This window comes from Mesorhizobium sp. M1088 (genome assembly GCF_040318575.1).
Lineage (GTDB): Bacteria > Pseudomonadota > Alphaproteobacteria > Rhizobiales > Rhizobiaceae > Mesorhizobium.
In genome coordinates, this window is record NZ_JAMYMO010000010.1 from 52,021 (window position 1) to 75,868 (window position 23,848).

Sequence of the window (23,848 nt, forward strand, 5' to 3'; positions counted from 1 at the left end):
GGACATCATTGGCTCTCCGCCGGCACGAAACGGCCGCCGTCGAAACGGAAGGCTCGATAAGGATTTTGCGTCAGGTCACCTTTTTCGTCAAAGCGGATCGGTCCGATCGCCGTGGTGAAGTCATGCGCGGTCAGCACGTTGGCCAGCCTCTCGCCGGAGCTTTGCGTCAATGCTGAAGCCGACTTGGCGATCTCGACCGCGGCATAGGCGGGCAGCGTGTAACCTTCCGGCACGATGTTTTGTCCGGCAAAGCTCTGCAGCACCTTGGGGTCGGCGACATCGGCCCATTCGGGCGGCGCGATCATCAGCGTGCCGGCGGCATAAGCCACGTCGCCGAGCGGCGCGCGCAACGCTTCGCCGCCGGCAAACACCATGCCGGTATTTAGCTGGCCAGCATCCCGGCCCATAATGGCGACATCATCGCCGTCGCCGCCGGCAAAGACATGCGTTGCGCCGGCTTTCCTAAGTCGGCCGATCAGGCCGATCTGGTTATCGAGCTGCGGCCGGAACGTGTCGACGAAAACCGGCTTCAGCGCCGCTTGCTCGGCGGCTGCCCGAAACGTCTCGGCCATTTCGCGGCCATAGATCGTGCCGTCGTCGACTATGGCGAACAGCTCGGTCTGCCATAGGCGGGTGAGGATGGCAGCGACGGCATTGCGCTCGTCGTCGCCGCGCGGCCCGAGACGATAGATCGGCCATCCGGTCTTGGCGCGCCGGTCGGTCAGGCTTTCCGTGCGAACGCCGACTGTGATCACCGGTATGCCGGCATCCTTGAGGATCGGCAGAGCCGCCTCGATTGCGTCGGTGCACAAAAACCCGACGACGACGTTGACCTTGGCCGCGGTGAATTCCCGCGCGGCGGCGGCGCCACCGTCGGCCGTGCAGGCGTCATCGATCGTCCTGATCTCGGTACCGTCAGCTTCAGCCGCCATTGTCGCGCCGGCCTCGATCTGTTTGCCGAGGATTGCCGACGGCCCCGACAAAGGTGCCGCGACGCCGACCCGCAGCGTCTCGGCGCTCGCACTACCGGCGACCGAGAGCCAGGCCAGCACCGCTATTGTGGTTGTCCAACGTCGCATGCGAGCGAAGAATTCCTCCGCGCCGATCGCGTGTTCTGCCGGCGCCAATGCCGTCAAGACCTAAAGGCTGGCCAGCTTTGGCGCAACACGCGAATTCGGGATATAGGTCAAGCACTTCGCTTGTGGCCTGCAATATCCCCCCATATATAACGGTTGGTTCTGACTAGTGGAAAATCATCGGTGCTGAAGAAGAATGACATCGGGCCGCAGGCCTACCGCGACGCGATGGCCCATTTTGCTGGCCATGTGCATGTAGTCACCACCGATGGCCCTGCCGGCAGGCGCGGCGCGACGGTGATCGCGGCCTGCTCGGTGTCGGACACGCCGCCAACTATCTTGGTTTGCCTCAATCGTGAAAATCCCAAGAACGAGCCGTTCGTGGAAAACGGCAAATTTGCCCTGAACACGCTGGCTTCGGATCAGGAGCCGCTGTCGATCGGCTTTTCCGGCATTACCGGCCTGCCGGTCGAGGAGCGTTTCGCATTGGCCGAATGGGATGTGATCTCGACCGGTGCGCCGACGCTGAAGGGTGCGCTCGCCGTCTTCGACTGCGAACTGATCGACTCCAAGGATCTGGCCACCCACCGTGTGCTTTTTGGCAAGGTTACAGGTTTGCGCATCGGCGATAATTTGCGGCCGCTGATCTATCACAACCGCGGTTACCACGCTTTGTAGAGGCTTTCAGATGGCCGCGTCCGCGAAGACAGGATGACCGAGTTGAAAACCGCGTCCGGCGCCGCGGACGATCGATCTGTTGACCGGTGCGGACTATGTGGCGGACCGGTCGCTGGCAACCGTGCTGTTTTTTATGCGTTCGGTCGACGCGCGCCCGTGGATCGAGGCTGGCGTGAAGCGCGTCGCATCACCACATGTCTGCCAGGGAGAAAATCATGGAACGCAGTATCTATCTCGATGAGGCCCGCGACCCGCTGATCATCGCGGAGGGCTGGATGAAGGACGGCAAGGATGTCGCCATTGCCACCGTGGTCGAGACCTGGGGCTCGGCGCCGCGCCCGGTCGGTAGCCACCTGGTCATCGACGCCGAAGGCAATTTCCACGGCTCCGTCTCGGGCGGCTGCGTCGAAGGCGCCGTGGTCGCCGAGGCGGTCGATGTTATCGATAGCGGCAAGGCCAAAATGCTCGAATTCGGCGTCGCAGACGAGACCGCCTGGCAAGTCGGCCTGTCATGCGGCGGCCGCATCAAGGTCTATGTAGAAAGATTGGGTTGATCTCGAATGGATCCCTATGCGCTGAAGACACTCAACGCCGAACGCCGCGCCCGCCGCGCGGCAATCCTGGTCACCGATCTCGGCGACGGCCGCGACCGTGTCGTGCGCGAGGGCGACCGGGTAGCCGGCGAACTCGGGGCGGCCATCGCCAAGGCATTTCGCACGGGCAATTCCGGTTTGGTCGAAGCTGAGGGACGGACCTTCTTCCTCAACGCACATCTGCCGCAGCCGCGCCTGGTGGTGATCGGCGCCGTCCACATCAGCCAGGCGCTGGCACCGATGGCCAGGATCGCCGGCTATCCTGTCGAGATCATCGATCCGCGCACGGCCTTTGCCACGCCCGATCGTTTTCCCGATATCGCGCTGCATGCCGAATGGCCAGAGGATGTGCTGACGCCTCAGCCGCTCGATAGCTATACGGCGCTGGCTGCTCTCACCCACGATCCGAAGATCGACGATTTCGCGCTGAAGGCGGCGCTCGACGCCGGCTGCTTTTATGTCGGCGCGCTCGGCAGCCGCAAGACCCACGCCAAACGTGTGGAACGCCTGCTGGCTTCGGGAGCGACCGCCGACCAGATCGCCCGCATTCATGCCCCGATCGGCCTCGACATTGGGGCTGCCAGCCCGGCCGAGATCGCCGTCGCGGTGTTGGCGCAAGCGATCCACGCCTTTCGCTCCCGCGGCCTCGAATCCAAAGGCGCGGTCGCGTGAAATTTGGTCCCGTTGCGATCGATACGGCCGAAGGGGCAGTGCTTGCGCACGCCACCACGGTCGGAGAGCGCCGCTTCCGCAAGGCGCACAGGCTAAGCGCCAGGGATGTGTCCCTTTTGAAGGCCGCTGGCATTTCCGAGGTCGTAGCGGCGGTGTTGGCGCCCGATGATCTCAGCGAGGACGTCGCCGCCGAAAAGATCGCCGCATCCATGATCCATCGCAACATCGAGGCGAAGCCCGCCGCGACAGGTAGGGTCAACCTCCACGCGCAGGCGGCCGGCATGTTCACCGTCGACGCGGCGATGATCAACGCCATCAACGCCGTCGATCCGACGATCACCATCGCCACGCTCGCGCAGCATGCGCCGGTCGAAAAAGGTCAGATGGTAGCAACGGTGAAGATCATCCCATTTGCCGTCGCCTCCGCTTTGGTCGATGCCGTGGCAAGGATCTGCGCCGGCGGCGACATATTTGCGGTCAACGCCTATCACCCGGTGCGCGTCGGTGTCATCCAGACGGTGCTGCCCGGCATCAAACCCAGCGTGCTCGACAAGACGCTGCGCGTCACCGAAGCGCGCCTGGCGCGTTCGGGCGGCAGGCTGACGGCGGAGCGTCGAACCTCGCATGAAATTATCCCCGTCGCCGAGGCTGCGGCCTCGCTGATCCGCGACAACGATATGGTGGTTATCTTTGGCGCCTCGGCGATGGCCGATTTCGGCGACGTCGTTCCCGCTGCCATCGAAAAGGCAGGCGGCACTGTCATCCGCGCCGGCATGCCGGTCGATCCCGGCAATCTGCTGGTGCTAGGCACTCTAGGCGGCAAGCGCATCATCGGTGCGCCGGGCTGCGCCCGCAGTCCCAAGGAGAACGGCTTCGACTGGGTGCTTGACCGGCTGATCGCCGGTCTCGACGTGACCGCCAGGGATATTGCCGGCATGGGTGTCGGCGGGCTGTTGATGGAAATTCCGACGCGGCCGCAGCCGCGCGAGCCATTGCCGGCCAAAGCCGAACCAAAGGTCGAGATCGTGCTTCTGGCCGCCGGCCGCTCCAGCCGCATGGGCGGGCCGAACAAGCTCTTGGCGCTCTTCGACTGCAAGCCGCTGGTCCGTCGCACTGCCGAACGCGCGGTCGGTTCGAAAGCCGCGGCCACCATCGTCGTCACTGGCCACCAGCGCGAGCGCGTGCGCGATGCACTGTCTGGCCTCGATGTGACCTTCGCCGACAATCCGGATTTCGGCGAGGGTCTGTCTTCGTCGCTGAAGGCCGGCATCGCCAAGATTTCCGGCGACGCCGCCGGCGCCATGATTGTCCTCGGCGATATGCCTGGCGTCGCCTCGGCCGACCTCGACAGGCTGATTGAGGCGTTCCGCAGGTCCGAAGGCCGATCGGTGGTGCGGGCCTCGCACGACGGGCGGCGCGGCAATCCGGTGCTGCTGCCGCGTTCGCTGTTTGCCGCGATCGCTCACCTCGAAGGCGATACCGGCGCCCGCCATCTGGTCGAGGCCGAAGGGCTCGATGTCATCGATGTCGAGATCGGCGAAGGGGCAGCCGTCGACGTCGACACGCGCGAGGCGCTGGAAGGCGCCGGCGGCGTGCTGCAGGATTGACAAACCGAAGCCGAAAAACGCATGGCTGAGGGATGGCCTTTCGTTCCTGCTTCCGGTTCCGCTTGCCTTCCTCCGGCCTCCCGGCCCTGCTGATGGCGATTCTTTTGTCGCTCTCTTGTGCCGCCTACGCCAACGCTCTCGAACTCAAACCCTTCAAGGACGATCTGTTCGCCTACCCGGGCACGCTCTCGTCCGAGAGCAACGGCGCCTATACGGTTGTCGATTATCGTGAGCTGCGCGACATCAACGCTCGTGACGAAGTGCCTGAGCGTCGTGTACACGCGCAATACACCGACACCGGCGTGCGTAAGGTGCAGCAGGATCTCTTGCTGCCGACCGATGCAGGCGATGTCCGCCACATTGCCGTCGGCAAGACCGGGGGCGCCAGCATCATCGTGCTTTATCTGCACGGGCAGGGCGGCAGCCGTAAGCAGGGCAGCGACGACTTCACCTTCGGCGGCAATTTCAACCGCATCAAGAACCTGATGGCCGGCAATGGCGGCCTCTATCTGTCGCCGGATTTTTCCGATTTCGGCGACACCGGTGCCACCCAGATCGCCGCGCTGATCAACCACTATGCCGAACAATCGCCGAGCGCAAAAATCTTCGTCGCCTGCGGCTCGATGGGCGGCTCAATATGCTGGAAGCTGGCCGCCCGCCATGACACCGGCGGGCGCATCGACGGGCTGCTGCTGCTCGGCTCGCTATGGGACGAGAGTTTCTTCTCAAGCCCCGCCTTCAAGCGTCGTGTGCCGGTCTTCTTCGGCCAGGGCAGCAAGGACCCGGTGTTTCCAATCGAGAAACAGGAAGCCTTCTTCCGATCGATTCTGGCCAAATCGAAAGCCTATCCGACCCGCTTCGTCCGCTTCGAGACCGGCACGCATGGCACCCCTATCCGCATGACCGACTGGCGCGGCACGCTCAATTGGATGTTGTCGAAGGCTCCCTAAGGCGCGGTATTGTAGTCGACGACCGTCTGCGGATTTTCCTCGCCGTCATAAGACGCGTCGACATCGTACTGGACCAGGGAAAAATCGCCGTTGCGAAACAGATAGGTCCCTGATGAAGAGGCATCGCCGATGCCACGCCATTTGTTGAAGCTGGTGATCGTCTTGGTCTCTTCGTCGTAATCGGAATTAGTTGCCCAGCCGGAGGTCTGGAAGCCAACTATGGTCATGCCCAGCAATTTGCCGTCGCTGTCATTGTTCTCGTAGCGGATGTCCATCTCAGGTTCGGCGAACTGCAATTGTCTCACGCCAAGCACGTCGTCGCTCATGTAATAGATCGAGTTTTCGTTGTAGGCCGCGGCCGAGCAGGCGAAATGGAAAAGCCGCGTTTCGCTTTCGGGATCACTGGCAGACGCATCCTTGCCCTTATAGTGGATCGAGAAAATGTCCGGCTCCTGCGCCAAAAGATCCTTGTCACACTGGTCGCCATAAGTCGCGGCAAACGCCTTTTTGGCTTGCTCAAGCGCTGCGTCCTTCTTCGGCGGCGGCGGTCCTTCGCCGCAGCTTGCCGGCACCGCATCCTCGAAATCGGCCTTTGAGGGTTTCAGCGCACCCTTATCGATGAAGATCGAGCGAAATGGCGGTTCCTGGATCGAGGCGTTGATCTGGCGCAGCGTATAGCAGCCGGCAAAGACATTTTCGCTGCCGTCCTTGGCCGTCGCCCGGATGGCGACCGGAACGCTATAGTAGATGCTGCCGGCAGCCCCGTCTTCGGATACGCCACCGGTTTTGACTTCGACCGTGTCCGTGCTGTCATAGCCTTTGACGAAGGAATTGAAATCCTTGGCCGGCTTGGTGTCGCCGAAATAATCCCAGGCGCGCGCGAATTCGTGCCGGCTGATGGCACTATAAAGTGACCGGATGACCGCTTCGGCATTCGACCTGTCATCGATATAAGGCGCGTCTGCGGCGAGCGCCGATTGGCCGGCAATGGCAAGAGACACAAAAGCGGTCGCTGCAAAAAGGGCGCGTCTCATCGGGAACCTCCACTCGATGAAAAATCCTATCATATCGATTGCGGCGACGTGGTGACGCTTGAACAATCGCCTGCGAAGGCGCTACCTCTCGCCCTCGGCAGTCGGGCCGCGTGGAGATTTCTTGTGACCATATCAATGTATGAAGCATCCGTGCCGGTATTTTCGGCGAGGCTGAAGGCACTAGCCAATGTGCTGAACATTGCCGAGCAAAATGCGGCTGATCGCAAGATTGATCCGCAGGTGTATCTGACGGCGAGGCTGGCGCCGGACATGTTTGCCCTGACCAGGCAGGTACAGATTGCCACCGATCACGCCAAAGGCGCCCCGTCACGGCTTGCGGGACGCGAGGTGCCAAAATACGAGGACAATGAGGCGAACTTCGCTGATCTGCAGGCCCGCCTTACCAAGACGCTCGATTATCTCGCGACATTTTCGGCGGCCGAATTCGATGGTTCAGATGACAGGATAGTCGAACTGCGGCTTGCGGGACGCGAGGTTTCGATGCCGGGGATGCAGTATCTACTGCATGCCGCCATGCCCAATTTCTATTTCCACCTGACCACCGCCTACGACATCCTGCGCCACAACGGCGTGCCATTGGGCAAGTCGATCTTCCTCGGATCGCGTTGAGATCCGCTCGGGAGATATCCGCCACGGCGGATATCTCACAGTTGTTTAGCGCAGGGACATTTCCCGGGCGATGCGCGGGAAATCGGCCGGCTTGACGCCGATATCGGCGCGATCGGCATTGCTCATCGAATGGAGCAGCGCCAGCGCCGCTCGATAGCGCAGCTGTTCCCGCGGACGCGGACGAGCGAACATTTCAGTGAAGAATCCCATGATTCAAGCCCTTATTGAACCTCCAAGGCGGTCAATATAAGCAGATCATGACGATTGTGCAGTGCAGCATTCGCATGGCAGCCATGCTGCCCTGATCTTTTTTGACATAATTCGGCTGGTCCGGCGAAACTTCTGCGGCGCTTTGACCGTAGGCGTCTATGCCGGCACTTGGCCGGTTTTTTCCTCGCCATTCCTGGCGAACTTCCGGACTGCATGAAAATGCAGTCCGGCTTTTTATTAGCCGCAGGGATAAACCCTGTCCGCCGGCGTCCCGGGAAAGTCGTCTGACCTTCCATCCGTGGGCTTGGAAGCGGGCGACGCTTTCCTGTATGCTATTGCGTCCTCCTCGCGCAGCCGCGCAAAATTCCCGCCGGAGAAACTCCATGCACAAACGCCGTCTCGGCCAGACCGATCTTTTCGTGTCGCAAATCTGCCTCGGATCGATGACCTGGGGCCAGCAGAACACCGAGGCGGACGGTCACGCCCAGATGGATCTGGCGTTTGCTCGCGGCGTCAATTTCATCGACACCGCCGAACTCTATCCGATCCCGCCCAAGGCGGAGACACAAGGCCGTACCGAGACATTCATCGGCAATTGGATGAAGGAGAAGCGCAATCGCGGCCAGATGATCATCGCCTCGAAGGTAGTTGGTCGCACCGCCAACACTTGGTTTCGGGGCGACCGCCCGTCTAAGCTGGTGCGCGCCGATATCTTCGACGCTATCGATAAGTCACTCGCCAGGCTCAACACCGATTACATCGACCTCTATCAGATCCATTGGCCGGAACGCGACGTGCCGTGGGGCGCCAATCCGAACCGCATCGGCGCCGTGCCGCGACGCTCCGATGCCGCCGGCGTGCCGGAGGGCGAGACGCCGATCGCCGAGACGCTTGCCGTGTTCGATGAACTGGTGAAGGCCGGCAAGATCCGCCATTTCGGCCTGTCGAACGAGAATTCCTGGGGCGTCATGCGTTTCATTGGCGAAGCCGACAAGGGCCTCGGTCCGCGCGTCGCCTCCGTGCAGAACGCCTATAATTTCGTCAACCGCACCTTCGAGGTGAACCTAGCCGAAGTCTGCGAGCGCGAGCAGGTGTCGCTGCTTGCCTATTCGCCGCTGGCGCAAGGCTATTTGACCGGCAAATACGATCATGGCGCGCGGCCGCAGGGCTCGCGCTCGCAGTTGTTCAACCGCGGCCAGCGCTACGAGACTCCGAATGCTGCCGACGTGCAGCTCGAATACAACCGGTTGGCGCGCACCTTCGGCATGGAGCCGGCGCTGTTTGCCAATGCCTATGTCTCGAACCGGCCCTTGGTCACCTCGAACATCATCGGCGCCACCACCATTTCGCAACTCGAAATGGCGCTCTCTTCCGCCGACGTGGTCTGGACCGAGGACATGCAGAAAGCCGTTGATGCGATCCACCAGCGCGTCGGCAATCCGTGCCCTTGATGCGTCGGGACGTGGTTGTCCGATCGTCATAAGGAGAGGGGAACAGCCGTGGACTTCCGGATCGACGCGGTGCGCGCGAAATTTCCGGCTTTGTCGCTGACCGACAAGGGCCGCCGGCGCATCTATCTCGACAATCCTGCCGGCACGCAGGTCCCGCAGGCGGTGGGGGACGCAGTATCGCGTTGCTTGCTGACCACGAATGCCAACCTCGGCGGCTTCTTCGACACCACCGTTGCAGCACAAGGCATCGGGGACGAGGCCCATCTGGCGATGGCGGATTTTCTCGGCGCTGCGAGCCCGCAGGAAATTATCATCGGTGCCAACATGACGACATTGACCTACCACATGTCGCGAACGCTCGGCCGCACGATGAAGCCCGGGGACGAGATCATCCTCACCCGCATGGACCATGAGGGCAACGTCTCGCCCTGGCTGCAACTGGCAGAAGACCTTGGCCTTGTCGTGCGCTGGCTGCCCTTCGACCAGCAGAGCTGGCAGATCGAAGAGGCGGCGCTCGCCGCGCTGCTTTCCGAGAGGACGCGGCTCGTCGCGCTCAACTACGCCAGCAATCTCACCGGGTCGATCAACCGGGTGAAGGCGTTGACCGGCATCGCCAGGCGGGCTGGTGCGTTGGTCTACGTCGATGCCGTCCAGTTCGCGCCGCATGGCCTGATCGACGTCCAAAACCTCGGCTGCGATTTCCTGATCTGCTCGGCTTACAAGTTCTTCGGCCCGCACATGGGGATTTTGTGGGGCAGGCTGGACGTTATCGATGCGCTTAAGCCGTATAAATGCCGTTGCTCGTCCAATGCCTTGCCGGAGCGCTTCGAGCTCGGCACGCCGCAGATTGAATTGATGGCCGGCCTGTCGGCAGCTGTCGATTATTTTGCCGAGTTGGGCGCGGCAGCCGGCGCGCAAGGATCGCGTCGGCTGAAAATCGCCAAGGCCTTCGAAGTTTCAATCGCTTACGAGAACCCGCTGACGCGACAACTGATCGATGGCTTGTCGGATATTGCCGGCCTGACCATCCACGGCATCACCGATCCGAAGCGGATCAATGAGCGCGTGCCGACGGTGTCGTTCACCGTCGAGGGCATCGTGCCGGAGACGATCGTGCGGCAGATGAATGCGGAAAACATCTTCCTGTGGTCCGGCCACAACTACGCCTGGGAGATCGTCCACCAGCTCGGCATTCCGGCCGAGCAGGGCGTGGTGCGCATCGGCATCGCTCATTACAACACTGCAGCCGAGATCGACGAGACGCTGGAGAGCGTGCACCGCGTTGTCGCCATGCTGCGGCAGGAACGATCCTGAGCGGCCCTCGCGGGCGGATCATCGCTTGTGGGTGCCGCCAAAACCGGTGAGGAAGGCGGTGAGATTGTCGCCGAGCTCGTCGCAGAGATAGCCGCCTTCCTGGACGATGACCGTTGGCAGGCCGAGCCCGGCGATCACCTCGCCAATGCGCGAAAAACCAGGCGTGCTCACCGACAGCCCGCCGAACGGATCACCTTCGAAGGCGTCTAGCCCCAGCGCCACCACAAGCGCATCGGGCGAGAAGGCCTTGATGCGCTGGAACGATGCCTCCAGCGCTTCGAGGAACGTTGTATCGCCGGATTTGCGCGGCAGCGGCAGGTTGAGATTGTAGCCGAGGCCGCGCCCTTCGCCGCGCTCGTCGCCATGGCCCCAGAAAAACGGGTAGAAGCGCACCGGGTCGGCATGCAGCGACACGGTGAGCACGTCCGGCCGGGCATAGAAGATGCCTTGCGTGCCGTTGCCGTGGTGGAGGTCGACATCGAGGATCGCCACCCGCGCCGCCTGTTTGCGCAGAACCTGTGCAGCGACGGCCGAATTGTTGACGAAGCAGAAGCCGCCGGCGACATCGGCAAAGGCGTGATGGCCGGGCGGCCGGCACAGCGCATAGGCGGCCGGCGCTCCAGACATCACCGCCTCGGCGGTTTCAACCGCGCTCCAGGCGCTCCAAAGCGCGCTCTGCCACGTCTCGCCGGAGATCGGGCAGGCGGTGTCGGCCATGTGATAGCCGGCCTGGCCGACCGCCGAGGCCGGATAGGAGCCGTTCCGCGCGATCGGATGGATATTGGGGATGACCTCGGCCGAGGCGCCCTCGATGCGCTGCCAGCGAGCGAAGATGTGCTGGAGAAAATCGAGATATTCCGGCGTATGCACCGCCGCAATCGGGCTGAGTCCGTGATCCCGCGGCCGTTCGATCGTGCAGCCGGCAGCCTTTGCGCCGGCCAACAATCGCTCGACCCGTTCCGGCCTTTCCGGATTGGGCTGCGGCGCGCCGCTCGAGAGGAACGCCTTCGGGTCATGGCGCTTCTGTTCTTCGGCATAGAAGGCTTTCATGTTGGCTCCTCCGGTGCATCGGCAAAGGCGAAAAAGGCGTCGCCGACGATCTTCTGCACCTGCTCGTAGCTGGACCAGGCAATGCCCAATCGTTCGTAAAAAGCCTTGGCGGTCCCGTTGTCGGTATCGACGGACAGCCTGAGATAGGCGCCGCCGCTCTTCCGGCATTGCGCCGCGACTCGGCGCAGCAGGCGTTCACCGATCCTGCGGCCACGAAAACGGTCCTCGACATAGAGGTCCTGCACATAGACGCCGGGCCGTCCCATCCATGTCGAGAAGATCGGGAAATACAGGCAAAGCCCGGCAAATTCGCCACCGATTTCGGCAATCAGGGTCGAGAAGGCAGGCTTTTCGCCAAAGCCATAGGTGCGGAGATCCTGAGCTGTCGAGGTGATCTCCTGATGTGCGCCGACATGCGCGCCGAGCCGCAGGAGCGCGGCGTGGATGGTTTCGACGTCCTCGACGGTCCCGGGCCGGATGACAATGTCTCTTGACGGTGGGTTGGTCACGGTCGCATCTCAGAACGCCACGCGGTCGCCGCCCTTGAGCGCCAGCATCTGCCGCGCCTCGGCCGGCGTCGCGACGTCCAGCGACAATCCGTCGAGCACGCCGCGGATGCGGCGCACCTGGTCGGCATTGGACTTGGCGAGCTGGCGCCCTTCGTAGAGGCTATCCTCCAGCCCGACGCGGACATTGCCGCCCATCGCCGCCGCAATCGAGATCATCGGCATCTGGTGGCGTCCGGCGGCCAGCACCGAAAACCGGTAGCTGTCGCCGAACAGTTTGTCGGCGATGCGCTTCATATGGATCAGGTTTTCTGGATCGGCGCCGATGCCGCCAAGAATGCCCAAAACAAACTGGATGAATAAAGGTCCGGACACCAGTCCACGATCGCGAAAATGCGCCAGCGAATAGAGATGGCCGACATCGTAGCACTCGAATTCGAAGCGCGTGCCGCAACCACGCCCGAGCTTCTCGAGCACCGTCTCCATGTCGGCAAAGGTGTTCTTGAAGATCGTGTCACGGGTAGCCTCGAGCAGCTTCGGCTCCCATTCGTGCTGCCATTCTCGCGGCCGCTCGAGCATCGGGAACAGCGCGAAATTCATCGAACCCATATTGAGCGAACACATTTCCGGCTCGGCCCTGAGCGGCGCGGCCAGCCGCTGGTCGAGCGTCATCAGCGACGATCCGCCGGTGGTGATGTTGATCACCGCATCGGTCGCCTGCTTGATGCGCGGCAGGAACTGCATGAACACCTCGGGGTCGGCGGTCGGCCGCCCATCCCTGGGGTCGCGGGCATGAAGATGCAGGATCGAAGCGCCGGCCTCGGCGGCGGCGATCGCGTCTGCGGCGATCTGGTCCGGCGTCACGGGCAGATGCGGCGACATCGACGGGGTGTGTACCGACCCGGTGATGGCGCAGGTGATGATGACTTTTCGCGACGCCATGGTTCGCCTCTCAGCCTTCGACCGGCAGGTCGAGCTCGCCGGCCAGCACCTCGAGCGAGTCGCCGATGATGGATATGATCTCGCCGATCTGCGCGGCGGTGACGATCATCGGCGGCGCGACCATGAAATTGTCGCCGTCGACGCCGCCCTTGACCTTGCGTCCGTAGATGATCAGGCCGCGCTCATAGGCGAGGTCGAGCAGCCGCTGGGTGGCCTTCTTTGCAGGCTCGATCGGCCTCAGAGTGTCGGGATCCGCAAGCATCTCGGCACCGGTGAGCAGGCCCTTGCCACGGACGTCGGCGATGAATGGAAACCGCTTCGCCAATCGCTTCAACTCGTCCATCAAAAGCTCGCCCATGTCAGCCGCATTGGCGATCAGGCCGAGACGGTCCATTTCGCCGAGTACGGCGAGCCCGGCGGCGCAGGCGAGCGGGTTGCCGGCGTAGGTGTGGCCGTGCTGAAAGCCGCCCGACGCGAGCAATGGCTGCACCAGCCGCATCGGTGCCGCCAGCGCGCCGAGCGGCGCGTAGCCAGAGCCCAGCCCCTTCGACAGCGCGACGATGTCGGGCTTGCAGTTCCAGTGGTCGCCGCCGAGGAATTTTCCGGTGCGGCCGGCACCGCTCATCACTTCGTCATGGATGAGCAGGATGCCGTAGCGATCGCAGATCTCGCGGATGCGCGGATAGTAGCTGTCGGGCGCCACCAGTGCTGCCGTGGCAGCGCCGCCGACCGGCTCCATGATGAAGGCGAGCACGCTCTGCGGTCCCTCGGCGAGAATCTTTTCCTCCAGCATGTCGGCGTAGCGGATGCCGCGCTGTTCCATCGAAAGATTGTCGCGGTCGCGCCAGGCGATGGGCGCCGGCACGGTCGGCATCATCTGCATCATCGGCACAAATGTTTCGGACAGCGCATCGTCGCCGGTAACGGCGAGCGCGCCGAGCGTGCCGCCATGATAGGAGGGAAAGCGCGAGATCACCTTCCAACGGCTGGGCTGCCCGGTGGCGACCGCCCATTGCCGCGCCAGCTTGATGCAGGATTCGGTCGCTTCCGAGCCGCCGGAGACAAAGAAGATGCGGTCCATGCCTTCAGGGAGTTTGGCGGCCAGCTGCCGCGCGAGCTCCTCGGCCGGTTCGTTCTCGAAATGCAGACGGTAAGCGAAGGTGGCGCGGTCCATCTGCCTTTTCATCGCGTCGAGCACGTTGCGATTGGAGTGGCCGATATTGGCAACCATCGGACCGCTCGATCCGTCGATGAAGCGGCGGCCATCCTGCGTCCACATGTAGATGCCTTCGGCGCGGTCGATCAGCGGCCGGCGCAGGCTGGATAGATAAAACAGATGCGAGGCTTCGCGAGTTTCCGGGGCAGGAGACTTCAACATGTCATGGCTTTCCAAGATAGCGGTCAAGGACATTTCTGGTGACGCGCTCGACAATCGCATCCTGCCTTAGCAGGCCGGCAACCCATTCGCAGCTTCCGGCGTGAAACACCTCGCCTTTGCCGCGCGGGAAATTGACGATCATGCCGTTGCCGCGTTTGACCTTGTCGAGGTTGGCATCGCTTGCCTCGCCGAACAGCGTCTCGGCGGTGAAGCGTCCGTCCTCGTCGCCGAGAAACTGGTCCTCGAACGCAATGTCGGCGCTTTCCTCGACCTGGCTCGCCATGCCGACGGCCAGCACTTGCAGCCCGTCCGGTGCACCGCTGTCGGGCTTGGGGTAGGGCAGGCCGCCGCGGATCTCGAAATCGAGCCCGTCGACCTCGTACCCATAGACATGGCTGTCGGCGCCGAGCAGATCGCCATAGTAGATGCCGGTGCCGGCAAACGCCCAATGCTCCGGCCGGTAGACCGGAAAGCCGCGTACGCCGCGCGGCGCGCAGCCGCCCCAGCCGGCATAGACGCCTCTTGTCGCGTTGAGACCGAAGGTCGCGGCACCCGGCCGGCCGATTTCCGGCGCTTCCCAGGAATTGGTGGCGCGCCTTATATCACCGCCGCGATAGGCCGGGTCTTCGGCGCGAGCGCGGTATTTGTAGCAGACCTGCCGGCGGCCTTCGTCCTCCAGCCTGGTCTGCCACATGAAATTGCCGGCAAAGCGCGCCGCATGACCGCCGCGCTCGACATAGGTGTCGACCGCATCGCGCATTTCCCAGGTCCAATATTCGTCGTGGCCGACCAGGACGACGCAGTCATAGCCATCGAGAATGTCGGGCGAAAAATGCAGATCGTGCTGGCTGGCGAGATCGACGGCGTAGCCGGCACGCTCGGCGAAGCGGAAGAAATGGCTGTCGTAGCTTGCCCAGCCGGACGAGGCGTATTTCTTCGAATGGCCGGTAGCAAAGGCCCATTCCATATGCGGATAGCGCGGCACGGTTTTCGGCGGCACGGCGACTTCGAGCGGCACGCGCGGCGCGTCCCTGGGCAGCACGACGAAGCCGCGGCACCACGGCCGCTGCGTCGACACCATTCGTGCATATTGGTCCCGGCCTGGCCCGGTGATGCCTTCGTAATGGTTGGAACCGCCCCATGTATTGTAGGCGAGCCAGGTGCCGGTGGCCGCCACCTGCAGCACACGGCCAGGCTTCTTGCCGGGCTGCGGCGCGACGATAAAAAGATGGTGGTAGCGGATCGGCTTGCCGTCCCGGCCATCTGCTGTCAGCGTCACGCGATAGGCGCCGGACGGCCAGTCGTCGCCGATCCGAAACTCGAACGACGCTTGCCAGCCGCAGCCTTCGACCGAACATTGGTCCGGCGTATCTTGCCAGCGCGCCGCGATTCCGGTCCCTTCGAACATTGTCGTTTCCGCGCCGCCGTCGCGGATGATCGCGATGCCGAAACTGGCGGCCGTCGAACTGACATGCAGCGCCACCATGTCGCCAGGACGGTAGGAAAAACGGTCGCTGTAGCACCAGATTTCGCCGCGCGCGCCATCCATCCCCGGCCATTCCCAGTAATGGCTGCGCACCGCCTGGCCTCGCTGCTCCGGCGTCAGTCCGAAATCGGGAAACTCGGTCGGCAGGTGGTTCATGGACACCGCTAAGGTCGAAGGCCGCCATTTCGGCCATCCGCCGGCCAAGCGTCAATTGGAAACGATCGGGCCAGCCATTGCCGGGCGCTCCCTTGGCGTTGCCGGACAAACAGACTATCTCACAAAACGCGGCCTTGTCCGCCACGGGAGCCGATATGCTGAGAGTGCAAAAGGTCAGGGTCAACGATATCTACGTGCCGACGGCGCGCAAAAAGACGCTGCATCCCGAGACCGTCCGCCATCTGGCCGAGGACATTCTGGAAAACGGCATGAAGATGCCGATCCAAGTGCGCCATGACGGCAAGCGCCATATCCTGGTCGAAGGGTTGCATCGGCTGGAAGCGGCCAAGTGGCTCGGCGAGACCGAGATCGACGCCTATCTGGTGCAAGCCAAGCGCCACTGAAGCCACTTATTTCCGTCGTTCGAATCTCCTGTCCCGCGGATTTTTTCGCGGGCCGTGTCGGCTTGCGTCGTGTCGGTTCGTCCTAGACACGGAAGCCAAAACCGACGTGTGAGGAAACACCATGACCACCAAGCTCGACATCGCCCCCAACTCCGACCGCGAGCTGGTTCTCGCGCGCATCATCGATGCGCCGCACGAGAACGTCTATCGCTGCTGGACCGAGCCAAAGCTGTTGACGCAATGGTTCTCGCCGAAGCCGTGGATGACGCCGCGCGCCGAAATGGATGTGCGGACCGGTGGCTCCACCCTTGTCGTCATGGCCGATCCCGACGGCAAGGAGTTCCCGAATCCAGGCATCTTCCTCGAAGTCGTACCGGGCAAAAAGCTCGTCTTCACCGATGCCTATACGAAGGCGTGGGAGCCGTCCGAAAAGCCGTTCATGACGGTCGTGCTGACCTTTGAGGACGAGGGCGAGGGTAAGACCCGCTACATTGCCCGCGTCGCGCATTGGTCGGTCGCCGACCGCGAACAGCACGAGAAAATGGGTTTTCACGAGGGCTGGGGCCAGTGCGCCGAACAGCTTGAGGAGGTCGCAAAGCGACTTTGATGCAAACGGGAGAGGGAGACTGACGTGTCCAGATCGGTATTTTTCGCCATATTCGCCTCGGCCGCCGCGCTATTTGCCGCGCCGGGCACCATCAACGCAGAGGAGGCCAAGCCCGCCATGACGACCGCAACCGCAACACTGCCGACGCCGGAAAAATCCGGCCTGCTGCCGATCAACGGCCTGAACTATTATTACGCCGTCTATGGCAAGGGCGAGCCGCTGCTTCTGCTGCATGGCGGTCTCGGCACGATCGACATGTTCGCGCCGATCCTGCCGAAGCTTGCCGAAAACCGCACCGTCATCGGCGTTGACCTGCAGGGCCATGGCCGCACCGCACTCGGCGACCGGCCGCTCAGCCTGGAGGCGATGGGCGACGACATGGCGGCGATCGTCAAGGCGCTCGGCTACGACAAGGTCGACGTCATGGGTTATTCGCTGGGTGGCGGCGTCGCCTTCCGCATGGCCGTCCAGCAGCCTGAAGCGGTGCGCCGCCTGGTGCTGGTCTCGACCGGCTATGCCGCGGACGGCTTCTATGCCGAGATGCGTGGCCAGCAGGCACAGGTCGGCGCGGCGATGGCCGACATGATGAAGGACACGCCGATGTACAAGTCCTACGTCGCGGTTGCGCCGCATCCGGAGGATTTTCCGAAACTGCTCGACCAGCTGGGCGCCTATATGCGCAAGGACTACGATTATTCAGCCGACGTGCCGAAGCTGAAAATGCCGGTCATGCTGGTGTTCGGCGACAGCGACATGTACCGGCCCGAGCACGAGATCAAGTTCTACCAGATGCTTGGCGGCGGGTTGAAGGACGCCGGCTGGATGCGCGAGAACCTGTCGCAGAACCGCCTGGCGATCGTGCCGAACCGGACCCACTACGATGTGTTCTTCGCGCCGGAACTGACAGCTGCCGCGCTGCCGTTCCTCAATGGCCAGACCAAGGTCAAGACCTGGGACGAGGTCGTCAACGAAACGAACTGACGCCCAGTCAATTGTCTGCCGGCTGTCTTCCGCGAGATGGCCGGCATTTCGCCCATGGGGCCTTGGCCCGGCGCATCGGCCAATCGTGTATTGGCCGCATCACAGCTATAGATGGCGCCATCAAAGCTTTTCAATTGACGCTGCCACGCCTATCGATAGGTATGCCGCCTATCCTCACAGGGCAGGGACGCGGGTGATGGCAAGATATCAGGGCGGGTGTTTGTGCGGCGCGGTGCGCTACCGCGCCGAGGCGGCACCGATCAATGAGCGCGTCTGCCATTGCCGGTTGTGCCAGAAGGCGCTGGGTGCCGCCTTCAACGCGCGCGTGCTGTTCCGCATCGATGATGTGACGCTCGACGGACCGCTGGCGACGGTGAATTCCTCGCCCGATCTCAAGCGCGGCTTTTGCCCGCGCTGCGGCACGACGATGTTTTCCCGACGCGACTCCGCCGGCATTATCGGCATCACCACCGGCTCGCTCGATGATCCCTCGTTGTTCAGGCCTGAGATGCATATCTGGACCGCCTCGAAGCAGCCCTGGGTGCAGATCGACGACGGCCTGCCGCAATATGAAGGCGCGCCACCTCCGGCTTGAGGTGAAATCTGGACAAAATTTAATCCGAAGCGACACGAGATAGCCGGCAAAGCGTCATTGGCGGGCCATCATTGCTGCCTATCTATTGCGTGCGGGCGGCAGTCGAGGAGGCGACGGAATGAACGACAGCATCAACACCCTGGACGAGCTCTTGAGTGATCCGATGATCAAGCTGGTGATGGAGCGCGACCGCGTGCAGCCGGCAGAACTTCGTACGCTGCTCGAGGAAAAGGTCCGCCGGGCGGACGACGATGTGGCGGTCAACGATCGTTTTGTACCGCCGGCCCACCTGATGGCCACGACCTGCCACAAGCTGTGGCTGTGCGGCTAGGGTCTTGAAACGGTCAGCCGGAATTTGCCGGCAAATAGCTGTAATGGCTGCGGAAATAGGCAAGCTTGAAGCCGAGGCGTGCATAGTTGCGGTAGGCCGGCCCGTCGCGTTCGGACTGCGGCGCCTCAATGTCGGTCACGAACAGTTTTGCACCGCCCGCAAGTCCGTCGCGCACCATCGCTTCGCCGAGCATTGCATCGAGGTCGAAGCTCGGCGCCATGATGCCGGGAACCGGCGCGTCGATGCCGCTCCAGGCCATGCCGTCGACACCGATGAACATCGAGCGCACCGCCGCCACCGCGCCGTCCCGCCGCAGCATGTAATGATGCCAGCCGCGTCGGCCGGCCAGCGCCAGCAACCACGGTGAGGTCGGCAACCGATATTGGCTGTCGATGAACCCAGCCCATTCCCTTGCCGTTGCCGGCGTCACCCGCTCGACCGAGACGTTCTCAGTCGGGAAAAGCGGCTCCGCTGGCAATGGCGCGGCGTCGCGAAAGATGCGTTCCCAGCCGCCCTGACGCTGCAAGCCGCGCGCCTCGAGCCAGCAGCTGAGCGTCGCCGGCTCGGTATGTGGATTGGTGTAGAACCAGGGCCGCAGAATGCCGGCGTCGCGATAATGCGCCAGAAGCGCGTCGAGCCGGCTCTCGGTGGCTGCGCTATCGACACCGAGATTCTTGACGCAGTTGAAATGGATGAACGGGATCGTCGTGCAGGTGGTCCAGACGAGATCGCCATCTTCGGCGATGGCAAGGCCTTGCCTTGCGGCAAAGTCTGCCGGGGCGGCGCGATAGAGGTCGAGCCAGGCATCGACCTCGGCGCGTTCGATGACGCGGCTGAGATCGCCAGATATCTCGTCGATCCCGATGGCGGGCGAGCATGGCTCCGGCGGGACTACGGGCTGCAATTCTGACAAGGCGGCGGGCTGCATGACTTCCTCCCAAGTATGGCCTTACACCGTAAGATTAGTGGAGACTAATCTCATGCAGTGAGTTGTCAAGCGGGATTGCGAGGCAGCCAGGTGGCCGAACGTTGGGGGATAGCGCACCTCGGTGCGGGCCAAGGTCCCGATGCAAAGCCCTAATAATTCGATTCAAACTTTGTTGGTAGTTTCTTGTTAGGAATCCAGCTTGGTTTGTCCGGCGGCGTTGTCCTGCCTTCGGTCTGTTGTGTTTTGCGTACAGGTCCAGATGCGGTTATCAGGCGTCGTCATCTTCTCGATCGCAGCGCTGTGCCTTGCCGGCTGCACCTCAACCTCCGGCGTCGATGCGCTGCAAGTGCCGTCCAGCGAGACCACCAGCTCGGTGGTGCGGCCACCAGCGCCGGTGGCATCCGTGGCGAAAACTGATGCTGCGCCAGCCTTCGCGGAACAGGAGCAGGACGAACAACAGGTCGCGATGGACGTACCCGACCAAAGCATCGATCCGCCGGCCGAGGTGATCGCGCTGATGGCGCCGCCGAAGCGGCTGACACGCGCAGCACCGGCGATGCTTGCCGAGCCGGTCACGCGCTATGGTTTTCGCGACGCCAAGCCGATCAATTTCGGTAAATCCTCCTCGCCGAGGCGCCTTGCCGTCCACGGCGTCGACGTTTCGCGCTGGCAGGGCAATGTGAACTGGCAAAAGCTGCGCGCCCAGGGCGCCAACTTCGCCTACATCAAGGCCACCGACGGCGGCGATCATCTCGACCCGATGTTTACCAGGAACTGGCGCAATGCCGACGCTGCCGGCCTGAAGCGCGGCGCCTACCACTTCTTCTACTGGTGCCGCACCGCCGGCGAGCAGGCCGACTGGTTCATCCGCAACGTGCCGAGGGTCGAGGGCGCGCTGCCGCCGGTGATCGACGTCGAGTGGAACGGCGAATCCAGCTGCAAGCGCCGCCCGTCGCGGCAAAAGGTGCTGGAGAAGATGCAGGTGTTCATGGACATGCTCGAGCGCTACTACGGCCAGCGCCCGATCATCTACACCGCGCCTGACTTCTACCGTGACAATCTCAGGGGCGCCTTCCCAGATTATCCATTTTGGCTGCGCGCCGTGGCGGCGCACCCATCAAAGGTTTATCCCGGCCGCAAATGGCTGTTCTGGCAATATTCCGGCTCCGGCCTGTCGCACGGCGTAAGAGGCCGCATCGACCTCAACGTGTTCCATGGTGATGAGAGGGCGTGGCGCGACTGGGTTGGTGGAAGGCAGATGGTAGCGGAGGCGGAGTAGCGGCAGCTCTTGCCTTCTCTCCTTGTGGGAGAAGGTGGATCGGCGCGCAGCGCCGAGCCGGATGAGGGGTGTTGGACGGATCGCCGTCGGTGCCAAGCTGGAGCACCCCTCATCCGACCTCGCTTCGCGAGGCCACCTTCTCCCACAAGGGGAGAAGGGATAGCGCTCGGTTTTCCACACTTGGTCTCAAATTCCTTGGACGTCATGCCCAGATTGGATACCCTCGTCCCATGCCGCACCAGCCCGTCGCGCCGACCAAGCGTCGTTTCGCCCGCTCTATGCGACGCGAGCCGACCGAGGCGGAAGACCGCCTGTGGCATGAGCTGCGCGGACGCAAGCTCGACAGCATCAAATTCCGGCGTCAGGTCCCGGTCGGCCGGTTCATCGCCGATTTTGTTTGCGCCGAGGGTAGGCTGATTGTCGAGATCGACGGCAGCCAGCACGCGGATTCGGGCTATGATCGGGAGCGGAATGCCGAATTGAAGGCGAGGGGCTTTCGCGTGCTGCGCTTCTGGAACGATGACGTGCTGCGGGATCTGAACGCCGTCTGCGATACCATCATCGCCTACGTACGGGACGAGAGTTTGCAGCCTTGGCGGTAGCGCGCTCTTCCCTTCTCCCCCTGTGGGAGAAGGTGGCTCGGCGCGGAGCGCCGAGACGGTTGAGGGGTGTTGGACGTAGCGCCGCCGGTGCCAAGCTGGAGCACCCCTCATCCGACCTCGCTTCGCGAGGCCACCTTCTCCCACAAGGGGAGAAGGGGAGATCGCACCTTCTACGCCTCTACATATTCCGCCAGGTTGACAGCTTTGGGCACATCCAGCCCATCGGCCCGCAGGCCTTCGATATGAAAGCGTATTGCGTCACGAATTTCGGCTTCAACCTCAGGCACCGTCGCAGCGGTGGCGATGCAGCCGGGCAGATCCGGAACATAAGCGGAAAAATTGTTTCCGGCTTTTTCAATCACCACCGCGTATCGCATGTCGTCACTCCTTCAGACCGGACTGCTTGAGGATGCTGTTTCTGGTCTAACCCGGCCACAAATTGCTGTTCTGGCAATACTTCGGCTCCGGCCTGTCGCACGGGGTGCGGGGCCGCATCGACCTCAACGTCTTCCATGGTGATGAGAATGCCTGGCCGGACTGGGTTGGCGGACGGCAGGACGTGGCCGACGCCGAGTAGTTTACTCGCTGCGATCGTTAATGGAAGAGTTTCTCTTGAAGGATTGAAGCAAATTGCCTGCCCTTTCCATCTTCTATCGGGTGGGCAAGAGGGGAAACGGTAATGAGGAAACTATTCCTATCGTTTAGACTAGCCCAATTTACAAGTTCGATGCCCTGATGAGCTGCTGCATCAAGCGAGGGCCGGGCAAGCTTTTCCAATGCGGCAGACGTCGAATAGATCAAGCGCGCTTTTGTTGACTTTTCTCCAAACCGCATTTTTGCCCGTTCGATCACCAGCGCCGAGATGGCGATTTCTGACACAGCTTTTCGAAAAGACGCTTCATCACCAGAGGCGTCCACTGTTTCAAAGACATGGAAGGCGCCGTTCCGCAAAACAAGATCAGCGACAAGGCCATCGTCGAGCTCGTATCCAGCGACAAAACGATGGGAATCAAGACCCTCTTCCTTTCGAGCGAGGATTCTCTGGTCCTTCAAAACTCTCTTCACTTGACTATACAGCCGTGTACGCTTCTCCCTCACCTTTCGAGGAGCCGGCTCTGGTTCGATCAATCGTTCTAAAACGGTTGATATCCGGCTCTCATAAGCCTGTTGTGAATCAGCCATAAACTGTCCAGCCTTAACGACTGAAAGTGGTCCCAATCGCGCGAGGCGACCAAACCTTTCCTCTTCAGTAATTGGGCCTTCACGCCTAGCGCGATCGTCAATATCCCTGAAGTTTGAAAATAGATCGACTAACACTTGCTTATCGAGTGCAGCCGACAATACGCGTGCTCGGTCCAGACTTCGCGTCACACGCACGTCTAGGCTATCATTCCGCAACACAACTATGCCGAGGTTCAGCCGTTCTCCTCGACCGTCGTTGGGTTCAAGCCGCACAATGGCGAACTTATATGAGTGAGGCATCAGATAAGCCCTTGCGAAGCGCATCTATGCGCCTTTGCCTCTCGCCGTTCTCCCACCAACTAGTAAACTCCACTCTTGCAGCTTGCTCAAGCCATGAATCCGGCATCGACGAAAACGCAGCTGATATTTTGTCTGAGCCGATTTCAGCAAGTCGATCAAGCATCGCGTTCGCAGCAGCCGGATCGTAGCCATGTCTTTGTACGATCTTCTTAAATGTGATCCTCGTCAGCTGGGTCGCTGTCGGAAAATTATCGAGCTTGCCATGCCAGAAGAGTGAACGTCCAAAGTCAATGGCGTAGAAGCGCCGCGTGCCTCTGTCTTCTATCGAAAGGTAGTTTTCATCGTGGCGGTCCACGTTGTTCGTGAACATGTCGAACGCATACAAGGCGCTCAAGAGTGCTTGCAGCCCAAGAATGGGTGTTACGCCAGTCCCGACCGTGACGGAAGTCAGTATCTGCGATGTCTTCGCTACGTCCGCAATTCCGGAAATTATCCGAGACCCGAAACACAATCGGCCATCCGAAAGCTGTATGATCTTCGGTGTGGGGCAAGGCATATTGAGTTCTTCAGCCAAGCGCGTTCCAACCCACTCGGATGCTCGAATTGCTTTCCCACCGCGTTCGTCTGTCTTGACCAAATAAAGATGCGAGTCTGACGCTTCAACACGTCCCCATGCGTCGGCAGTACCAGTCGTATCTGGCATCTCAATCAGGGTGGTTAGGGGGAAAAGTTCAACCTGTCTCTCTACCGGCATAAACGGGAGAAGGCCAGGTCGAATAACAGCGACGGAGACAGGCTTAGCGGATGAGCCTCTGGACATGTAATCCTCGGAACAGGTGACCCAAGCCATCAGGTTTGGGTCGGTTGTATGTACACATCATCGTGGAGATCCCCCTCCTTGAAATC

27 protein-coding genes and 2 pseudogenes are annotated in these 23,848 nt (G+C 62.0%); 17 read left to right on the forward strand and 12 right to left on the reverse strand.

Annotated elements, in window-relative coordinates:
• Nucleotides 1-5: 5 nt before the first annotated feature.
• Nucleotides 6-1,079, reverse strand: coding sequence for a branched-chain amino acid ABC transporter substrate-binding protein (locus NKH49_RS15075; protein ID WP_352818130.1), 1,074 nt, complete (start codon nucleotides 1,077-1,079; stop codon nucleotides 6-8).
• Nucleotides 1,080-1,259: 180 nt separating this feature from the next.
• Between NKH49_RS15075 and NKH49_RS15080 the strand changes: the two genes are divergently transcribed.
• The 6 genes and pseudogenes from NKH49_RS15080 (at nucleotide 1,260) to NKH49_RS15100 (ending at nucleotide 5,576) form a co-directional block, all read left to right on the forward strand.
• Nucleotides 1,260-1,754 (forward strand): flavin reductase, encoded by a 495-nt coding sequence (locus NKH49_RS15080; RefSeq protein ID WP_352457772.1) that lies wholly within the window; start codon nucleotides 1,260-1,262, stop codon nucleotides 1,752-1,754.
• A 33-nt stretch (nucleotides 1,755-1,787) separates the two neighbouring features.
• Nucleotides 1,788-1,884, forward strand: a pseudogene (locus tag NKH49_RS34920) (AAA family ATPase); the annotation flags it as partial.
• An 85-nt stretch (nucleotides 1,885-1,969) separates the two neighbouring features.
• Nucleotides 1,970-2,308, forward strand: coding sequence for an XdhC family protein (locus NKH49_RS15085; protein ID WP_352474017.1), 339 nt, complete (start codon nucleotides 1,970-1,972; stop codon nucleotides 2,306-2,308).
• Between the two features lie 6 nt (nucleotides 2,309-2,314).
• Nucleotides 2,315-3,019 carry an XdhC family protein gene (locus NKH49_RS15090; RefSeq protein WP_352614091.1) on the forward strand — a complete coding sequence of 235 codons (705 nt, stop codon included), beginning with the start codon at nucleotides 2,315-2,317 and terminating at the stop codon, nucleotides 3,017-3,019.
• Nucleotides 3,016-4,626 carry an NTP transferase domain-containing protein gene (locus NKH49_RS15095; RefSeq protein WP_352818134.1) on the forward strand — a complete coding sequence of 537 codons (1,611 nt, stop codon included), beginning with the start codon at nucleotides 3,016-3,018 and terminating at the stop codon, nucleotides 4,624-4,626. Before NKH49_RS15090 ends, NKH49_RS15095 begins: the two co-directional genes overlap by 4 nt.
• Nucleotides 4,627-4,718: 92 nt before the next feature.
• Nucleotides 4,719-5,576 carry an alpha/beta hydrolase gene (locus NKH49_RS15100; protein WP_352772732.1) on the forward strand — a complete coding sequence of 286 codons (858 nt, stop codon included), beginning with the start codon at nucleotides 4,719-4,721 and terminating at the stop codon, nucleotides 5,574-5,576.
• Here NKH49_RS15100 and NKH49_RS15105 read toward each other — a convergent pair.
• A complete protein-coding gene (locus tag NKH49_RS15105; RefSeq protein ID WP_352818137.1) occupies nucleotides 5,573-6,610 on the reverse strand; it encodes a DUF1176 domain-containing protein in 1,038 nt (345 codons plus the stop codon). The two genes, NKH49_RS15100 and NKH49_RS15105, sit on opposite strands and share 4 nt — an antisense overlap.
• 123 nt (nucleotides 6,611-6,733) lie before the next feature.
• Here NKH49_RS15105 and NKH49_RS15110 point away from each other — a divergent pair, with 123 nt between their 5' ends.
• Nucleotides 6,734-7,240: a DUF1993 domain-containing protein gene (locus NKH49_RS15110; RefSeq protein ID WP_352766959.1), complete on the forward strand. Its 507-nt coding sequence runs from the start codon at nucleotides 6,734-6,736 to the stop codon at nucleotides 7,238-7,240.
• A gap of 45 nt (nucleotides 7,241-7,285) precedes the next feature.
• On the opposite strand, the gene NKH49_RS15115 is transcribed toward NKH49_RS15110, so the two are convergent.
• Nucleotides 7,286-7,450 carry a hypothetical protein gene (locus NKH49_RS15115; protein WP_023674744.1) on the reverse strand — a complete coding sequence of 55 codons (165 nt, stop codon included), beginning with the start codon at nucleotides 7,448-7,450 and terminating at the stop codon, nucleotides 7,286-7,288.
• Nucleotides 7,451-7,833: 383 nt separating this feature from the next.
• Here NKH49_RS15115 and NKH49_RS15120 point away from each other — a divergent pair, with 383 nt between their 5' ends.
• Nucleotides 7,834-8,901 carry an aldo/keto reductase gene (locus tag NKH49_RS15120; protein WP_352818140.1) on the forward strand — a complete coding sequence of 356 codons (1,068 nt, stop codon included), beginning with the start codon at nucleotides 7,834-7,836 and terminating at the stop codon, nucleotides 8,899-8,901.
• Nucleotides 8,902-8,949: 48 nt separating this feature from the next.
• Nucleotides 8,950-10,215, forward strand: a complete 1,266-nt coding sequence (locus NKH49_RS15125) for a cysteine desulfurase-like protein (protein ID WP_352818143.1) — start codon at nucleotides 8,950-8,952, stop codon at nucleotides 10,213-10,215.
• Nucleotides 10,216-10,233: 18 nt separating this feature from the next.
• Here the strand turns inward: NKH49_RS15125 and NKH49_RS15130 are convergent, their stop codons facing one another.
• The 5 genes from NKH49_RS15130 to NKH49_RS15150 are packed head-to-tail and all read right to left on the reverse strand — an operon-like array spanning nucleotide 10,234 to nucleotide 15,733.
• A complete protein-coding gene (locus NKH49_RS15130) occupies nucleotides 10,234-11,265 on the reverse strand; it encodes a histone deacetylase family protein (protein ID WP_352474026.1) in 1,032 nt (343 codons plus the stop codon).
• Nucleotides 11,262-11,774 (reverse strand): GNAT family N-acetyltransferase, encoded by a 513-nt coding sequence (locus tag NKH49_RS15135; protein WP_352926463.1) that lies wholly within the window; start codon nucleotides 11,772-11,774, stop codon nucleotides 11,262-11,264. The genes NKH49_RS15130 and NKH49_RS15135 overlap by 4 nt, the downstream gene beginning before the upstream one ends.
• Nucleotides 11,775-11,783: 9 nt before the next feature.
• The gene (gene kce, locus NKH49_RS15140; RefSeq protein WP_352501605.1) at nucleotides 11,784-12,713 is read right to left on the reverse strand and encodes a 3,5-dioxohexanoate:acetyl-CoA acetone transferase; all 930 of its coding nucleotides are present in this window, start codon (nucleotides 12,711-12,713) and stop codon (nucleotides 11,784-11,786) included.
• A 10-nt stretch (nucleotides 12,714-12,723) separates the two neighbouring features.
• Nucleotides 12,724-14,091, reverse strand: coding sequence for an aminotransferase family protein (locus NKH49_RS15145; RefSeq protein WP_352926466.1), 1,368 nt, complete (start codon nucleotides 14,089-14,091; stop codon nucleotides 12,724-12,726).
• A 1-nt stretch (nucleotide 14,092) separates the two neighbouring features.
• Nucleotides 14,093-15,733 (reverse strand): N,N-dimethylformamidase beta subunit family domain-containing protein, encoded by a 1,641-nt coding sequence (locus tag NKH49_RS15150; protein WP_352926469.1) that lies wholly within the window; start codon nucleotides 15,731-15,733, stop codon nucleotides 14,093-14,095.
• Between the two features lie 155 nt (nucleotides 15,734-15,888).
• On the opposite strand from NKH49_RS15150, the gene NKH49_RS15155 reads away from it, so the two are divergent.
• The 5 genes from NKH49_RS15155 to NKH49_RS15175 all read left to right on the forward strand — a co-directional run bounded on the left by NKH49_RS15155 (nucleotide 15,889) and on the right by NKH49_RS15175 (nucleotide 18,651).
• Complete coding sequence (locus NKH49_RS15155; protein ID WP_023674751.1) at nucleotides 15,889-16,137, forward strand: ParB N-terminal domain-containing protein; 249 nt, start codon at nucleotides 15,889-15,891, stop codon at nucleotides 16,135-16,137.
• A 121-nt stretch (nucleotides 16,138-16,258) separates the two neighbouring features.
• On the forward strand, nucleotides 16,259-16,744 hold the full coding sequence (locus NKH49_RS15160) for an SRPBCC family protein (protein ID WP_352620675.1): 486 nt from the start codon (nucleotides 16,259-16,261) through the stop codon (nucleotides 16,742-16,744).
• 24 nt (nucleotides 16,745-16,768) lie between these two features.
• The gene (locus tag NKH49_RS15165; protein ID WP_352926472.1) at nucleotides 16,769-17,725 is read left to right on the forward strand and encodes an alpha/beta fold hydrolase; all 957 of its coding nucleotides are present in this window, start codon (nucleotides 16,769-16,771) and stop codon (nucleotides 17,723-17,725) included.
• A 196-nt stretch (nucleotides 17,726-17,921) separates the two neighbouring features.
• The gene (locus NKH49_RS15170) at nucleotides 17,922-18,320 is read left to right on the forward strand and encodes a GFA family protein (protein WP_352926475.1); all 399 of its coding nucleotides are present in this window, start codon (nucleotides 17,922-17,924) and stop codon (nucleotides 18,318-18,320) included.
• Between the two features lie 118 nt (nucleotides 18,321-18,438).
• Nucleotides 18,439-18,651: a hypothetical protein gene (locus NKH49_RS15175; RefSeq protein WP_023717422.1), complete on the forward strand. Its 213-nt coding sequence runs from the start codon at nucleotides 18,439-18,441 to the stop codon at nucleotides 18,649-18,651.
• Nucleotides 18,652-18,664: 13 nt separating this feature from the next.
• Here the strand turns inward: NKH49_RS15175 and NKH49_RS15180 are convergent, their stop codons facing one another.
• On the reverse strand, nucleotides 18,665-19,579 hold the full coding sequence (locus NKH49_RS15180; protein ID WP_352926477.1) for a hypothetical protein: 915 nt from the start codon (nucleotides 19,577-19,579) through the stop codon (nucleotides 18,665-18,667).
• A gap of 259 nt (nucleotides 19,580-19,838) precedes the next feature.
• On the opposite strand from NKH49_RS15180, the gene NKH49_RS15185 reads away from it, so the two are divergent.
• Nucleotides 19,839-20,858, forward strand: a complete 1,020-nt coding sequence (locus NKH49_RS15185; RefSeq protein ID WP_352926480.1) for a glycoside hydrolase family 25 protein — start codon at nucleotides 19,839-19,841, stop codon at nucleotides 20,856-20,858.
• Between the two features lie 230 nt (nucleotides 20,859-21,088).
• On the forward strand, nucleotides 21,089-21,460 hold the full coding sequence (locus tag NKH49_RS15190; RefSeq protein WP_352926483.1) for an endonuclease domain-containing protein: 372 nt from the start codon (nucleotides 21,089-21,091) through the stop codon (nucleotides 21,458-21,460).
• Nucleotides 21,461-21,630: 170 nt separating this feature from the next.
• On the opposite strand, the gene NKH49_RS15195 is transcribed toward NKH49_RS15190, so the two are convergent.
• Entirely contained in the window at nucleotides 21,631-21,837 is a 207-nt protein-coding gene (locus NKH49_RS15195; protein WP_352926486.1) for a type II toxin-antitoxin system HicB family antitoxin, read from the reverse strand.
• Nucleotides 21,838-21,887: 50 nt separating this feature from the next.
• Here NKH49_RS15195 and NKH49_RS15200 point away from each other — a divergent pair.
• A pseudogene (locus NKH49_RS15200) lies at nucleotides 21,888-22,037 on the forward strand (glycoside hydrolase family 25 protein); the annotation flags it as partial.
• Between the two features lie 17 nt (nucleotides 22,038-22,054).
• Here the strand turns inward: NKH49_RS15200 and NKH49_RS15205 are convergent.
• Both NKH49_RS15205 and NKH49_RS15210 read right to left on the reverse strand, forming a co-directional pair.
• The gene (locus NKH49_RS15205; protein ID WP_352819689.1) at nucleotides 22,055-22,966 is read right to left on the reverse strand and encodes a DUF3037 domain-containing protein; all 912 of its coding nucleotides are present in this window, start codon (nucleotides 22,964-22,966) and stop codon (nucleotides 22,055-22,057) included.
• Nucleotides 22,926-23,792 carry a HipA family kinase gene (locus tag NKH49_RS15210; protein WP_352819691.1) on the reverse strand — a complete coding sequence of 289 codons (867 nt, stop codon included), beginning with the start codon at nucleotides 23,790-23,792 and terminating at the stop codon, nucleotides 22,926-22,928. Before NKH49_RS15210 ends, NKH49_RS15205 begins: the two co-directional genes overlap by 41 nt.
• Nucleotides 23,793-23,848 lie beyond the last annotated feature (56 nt).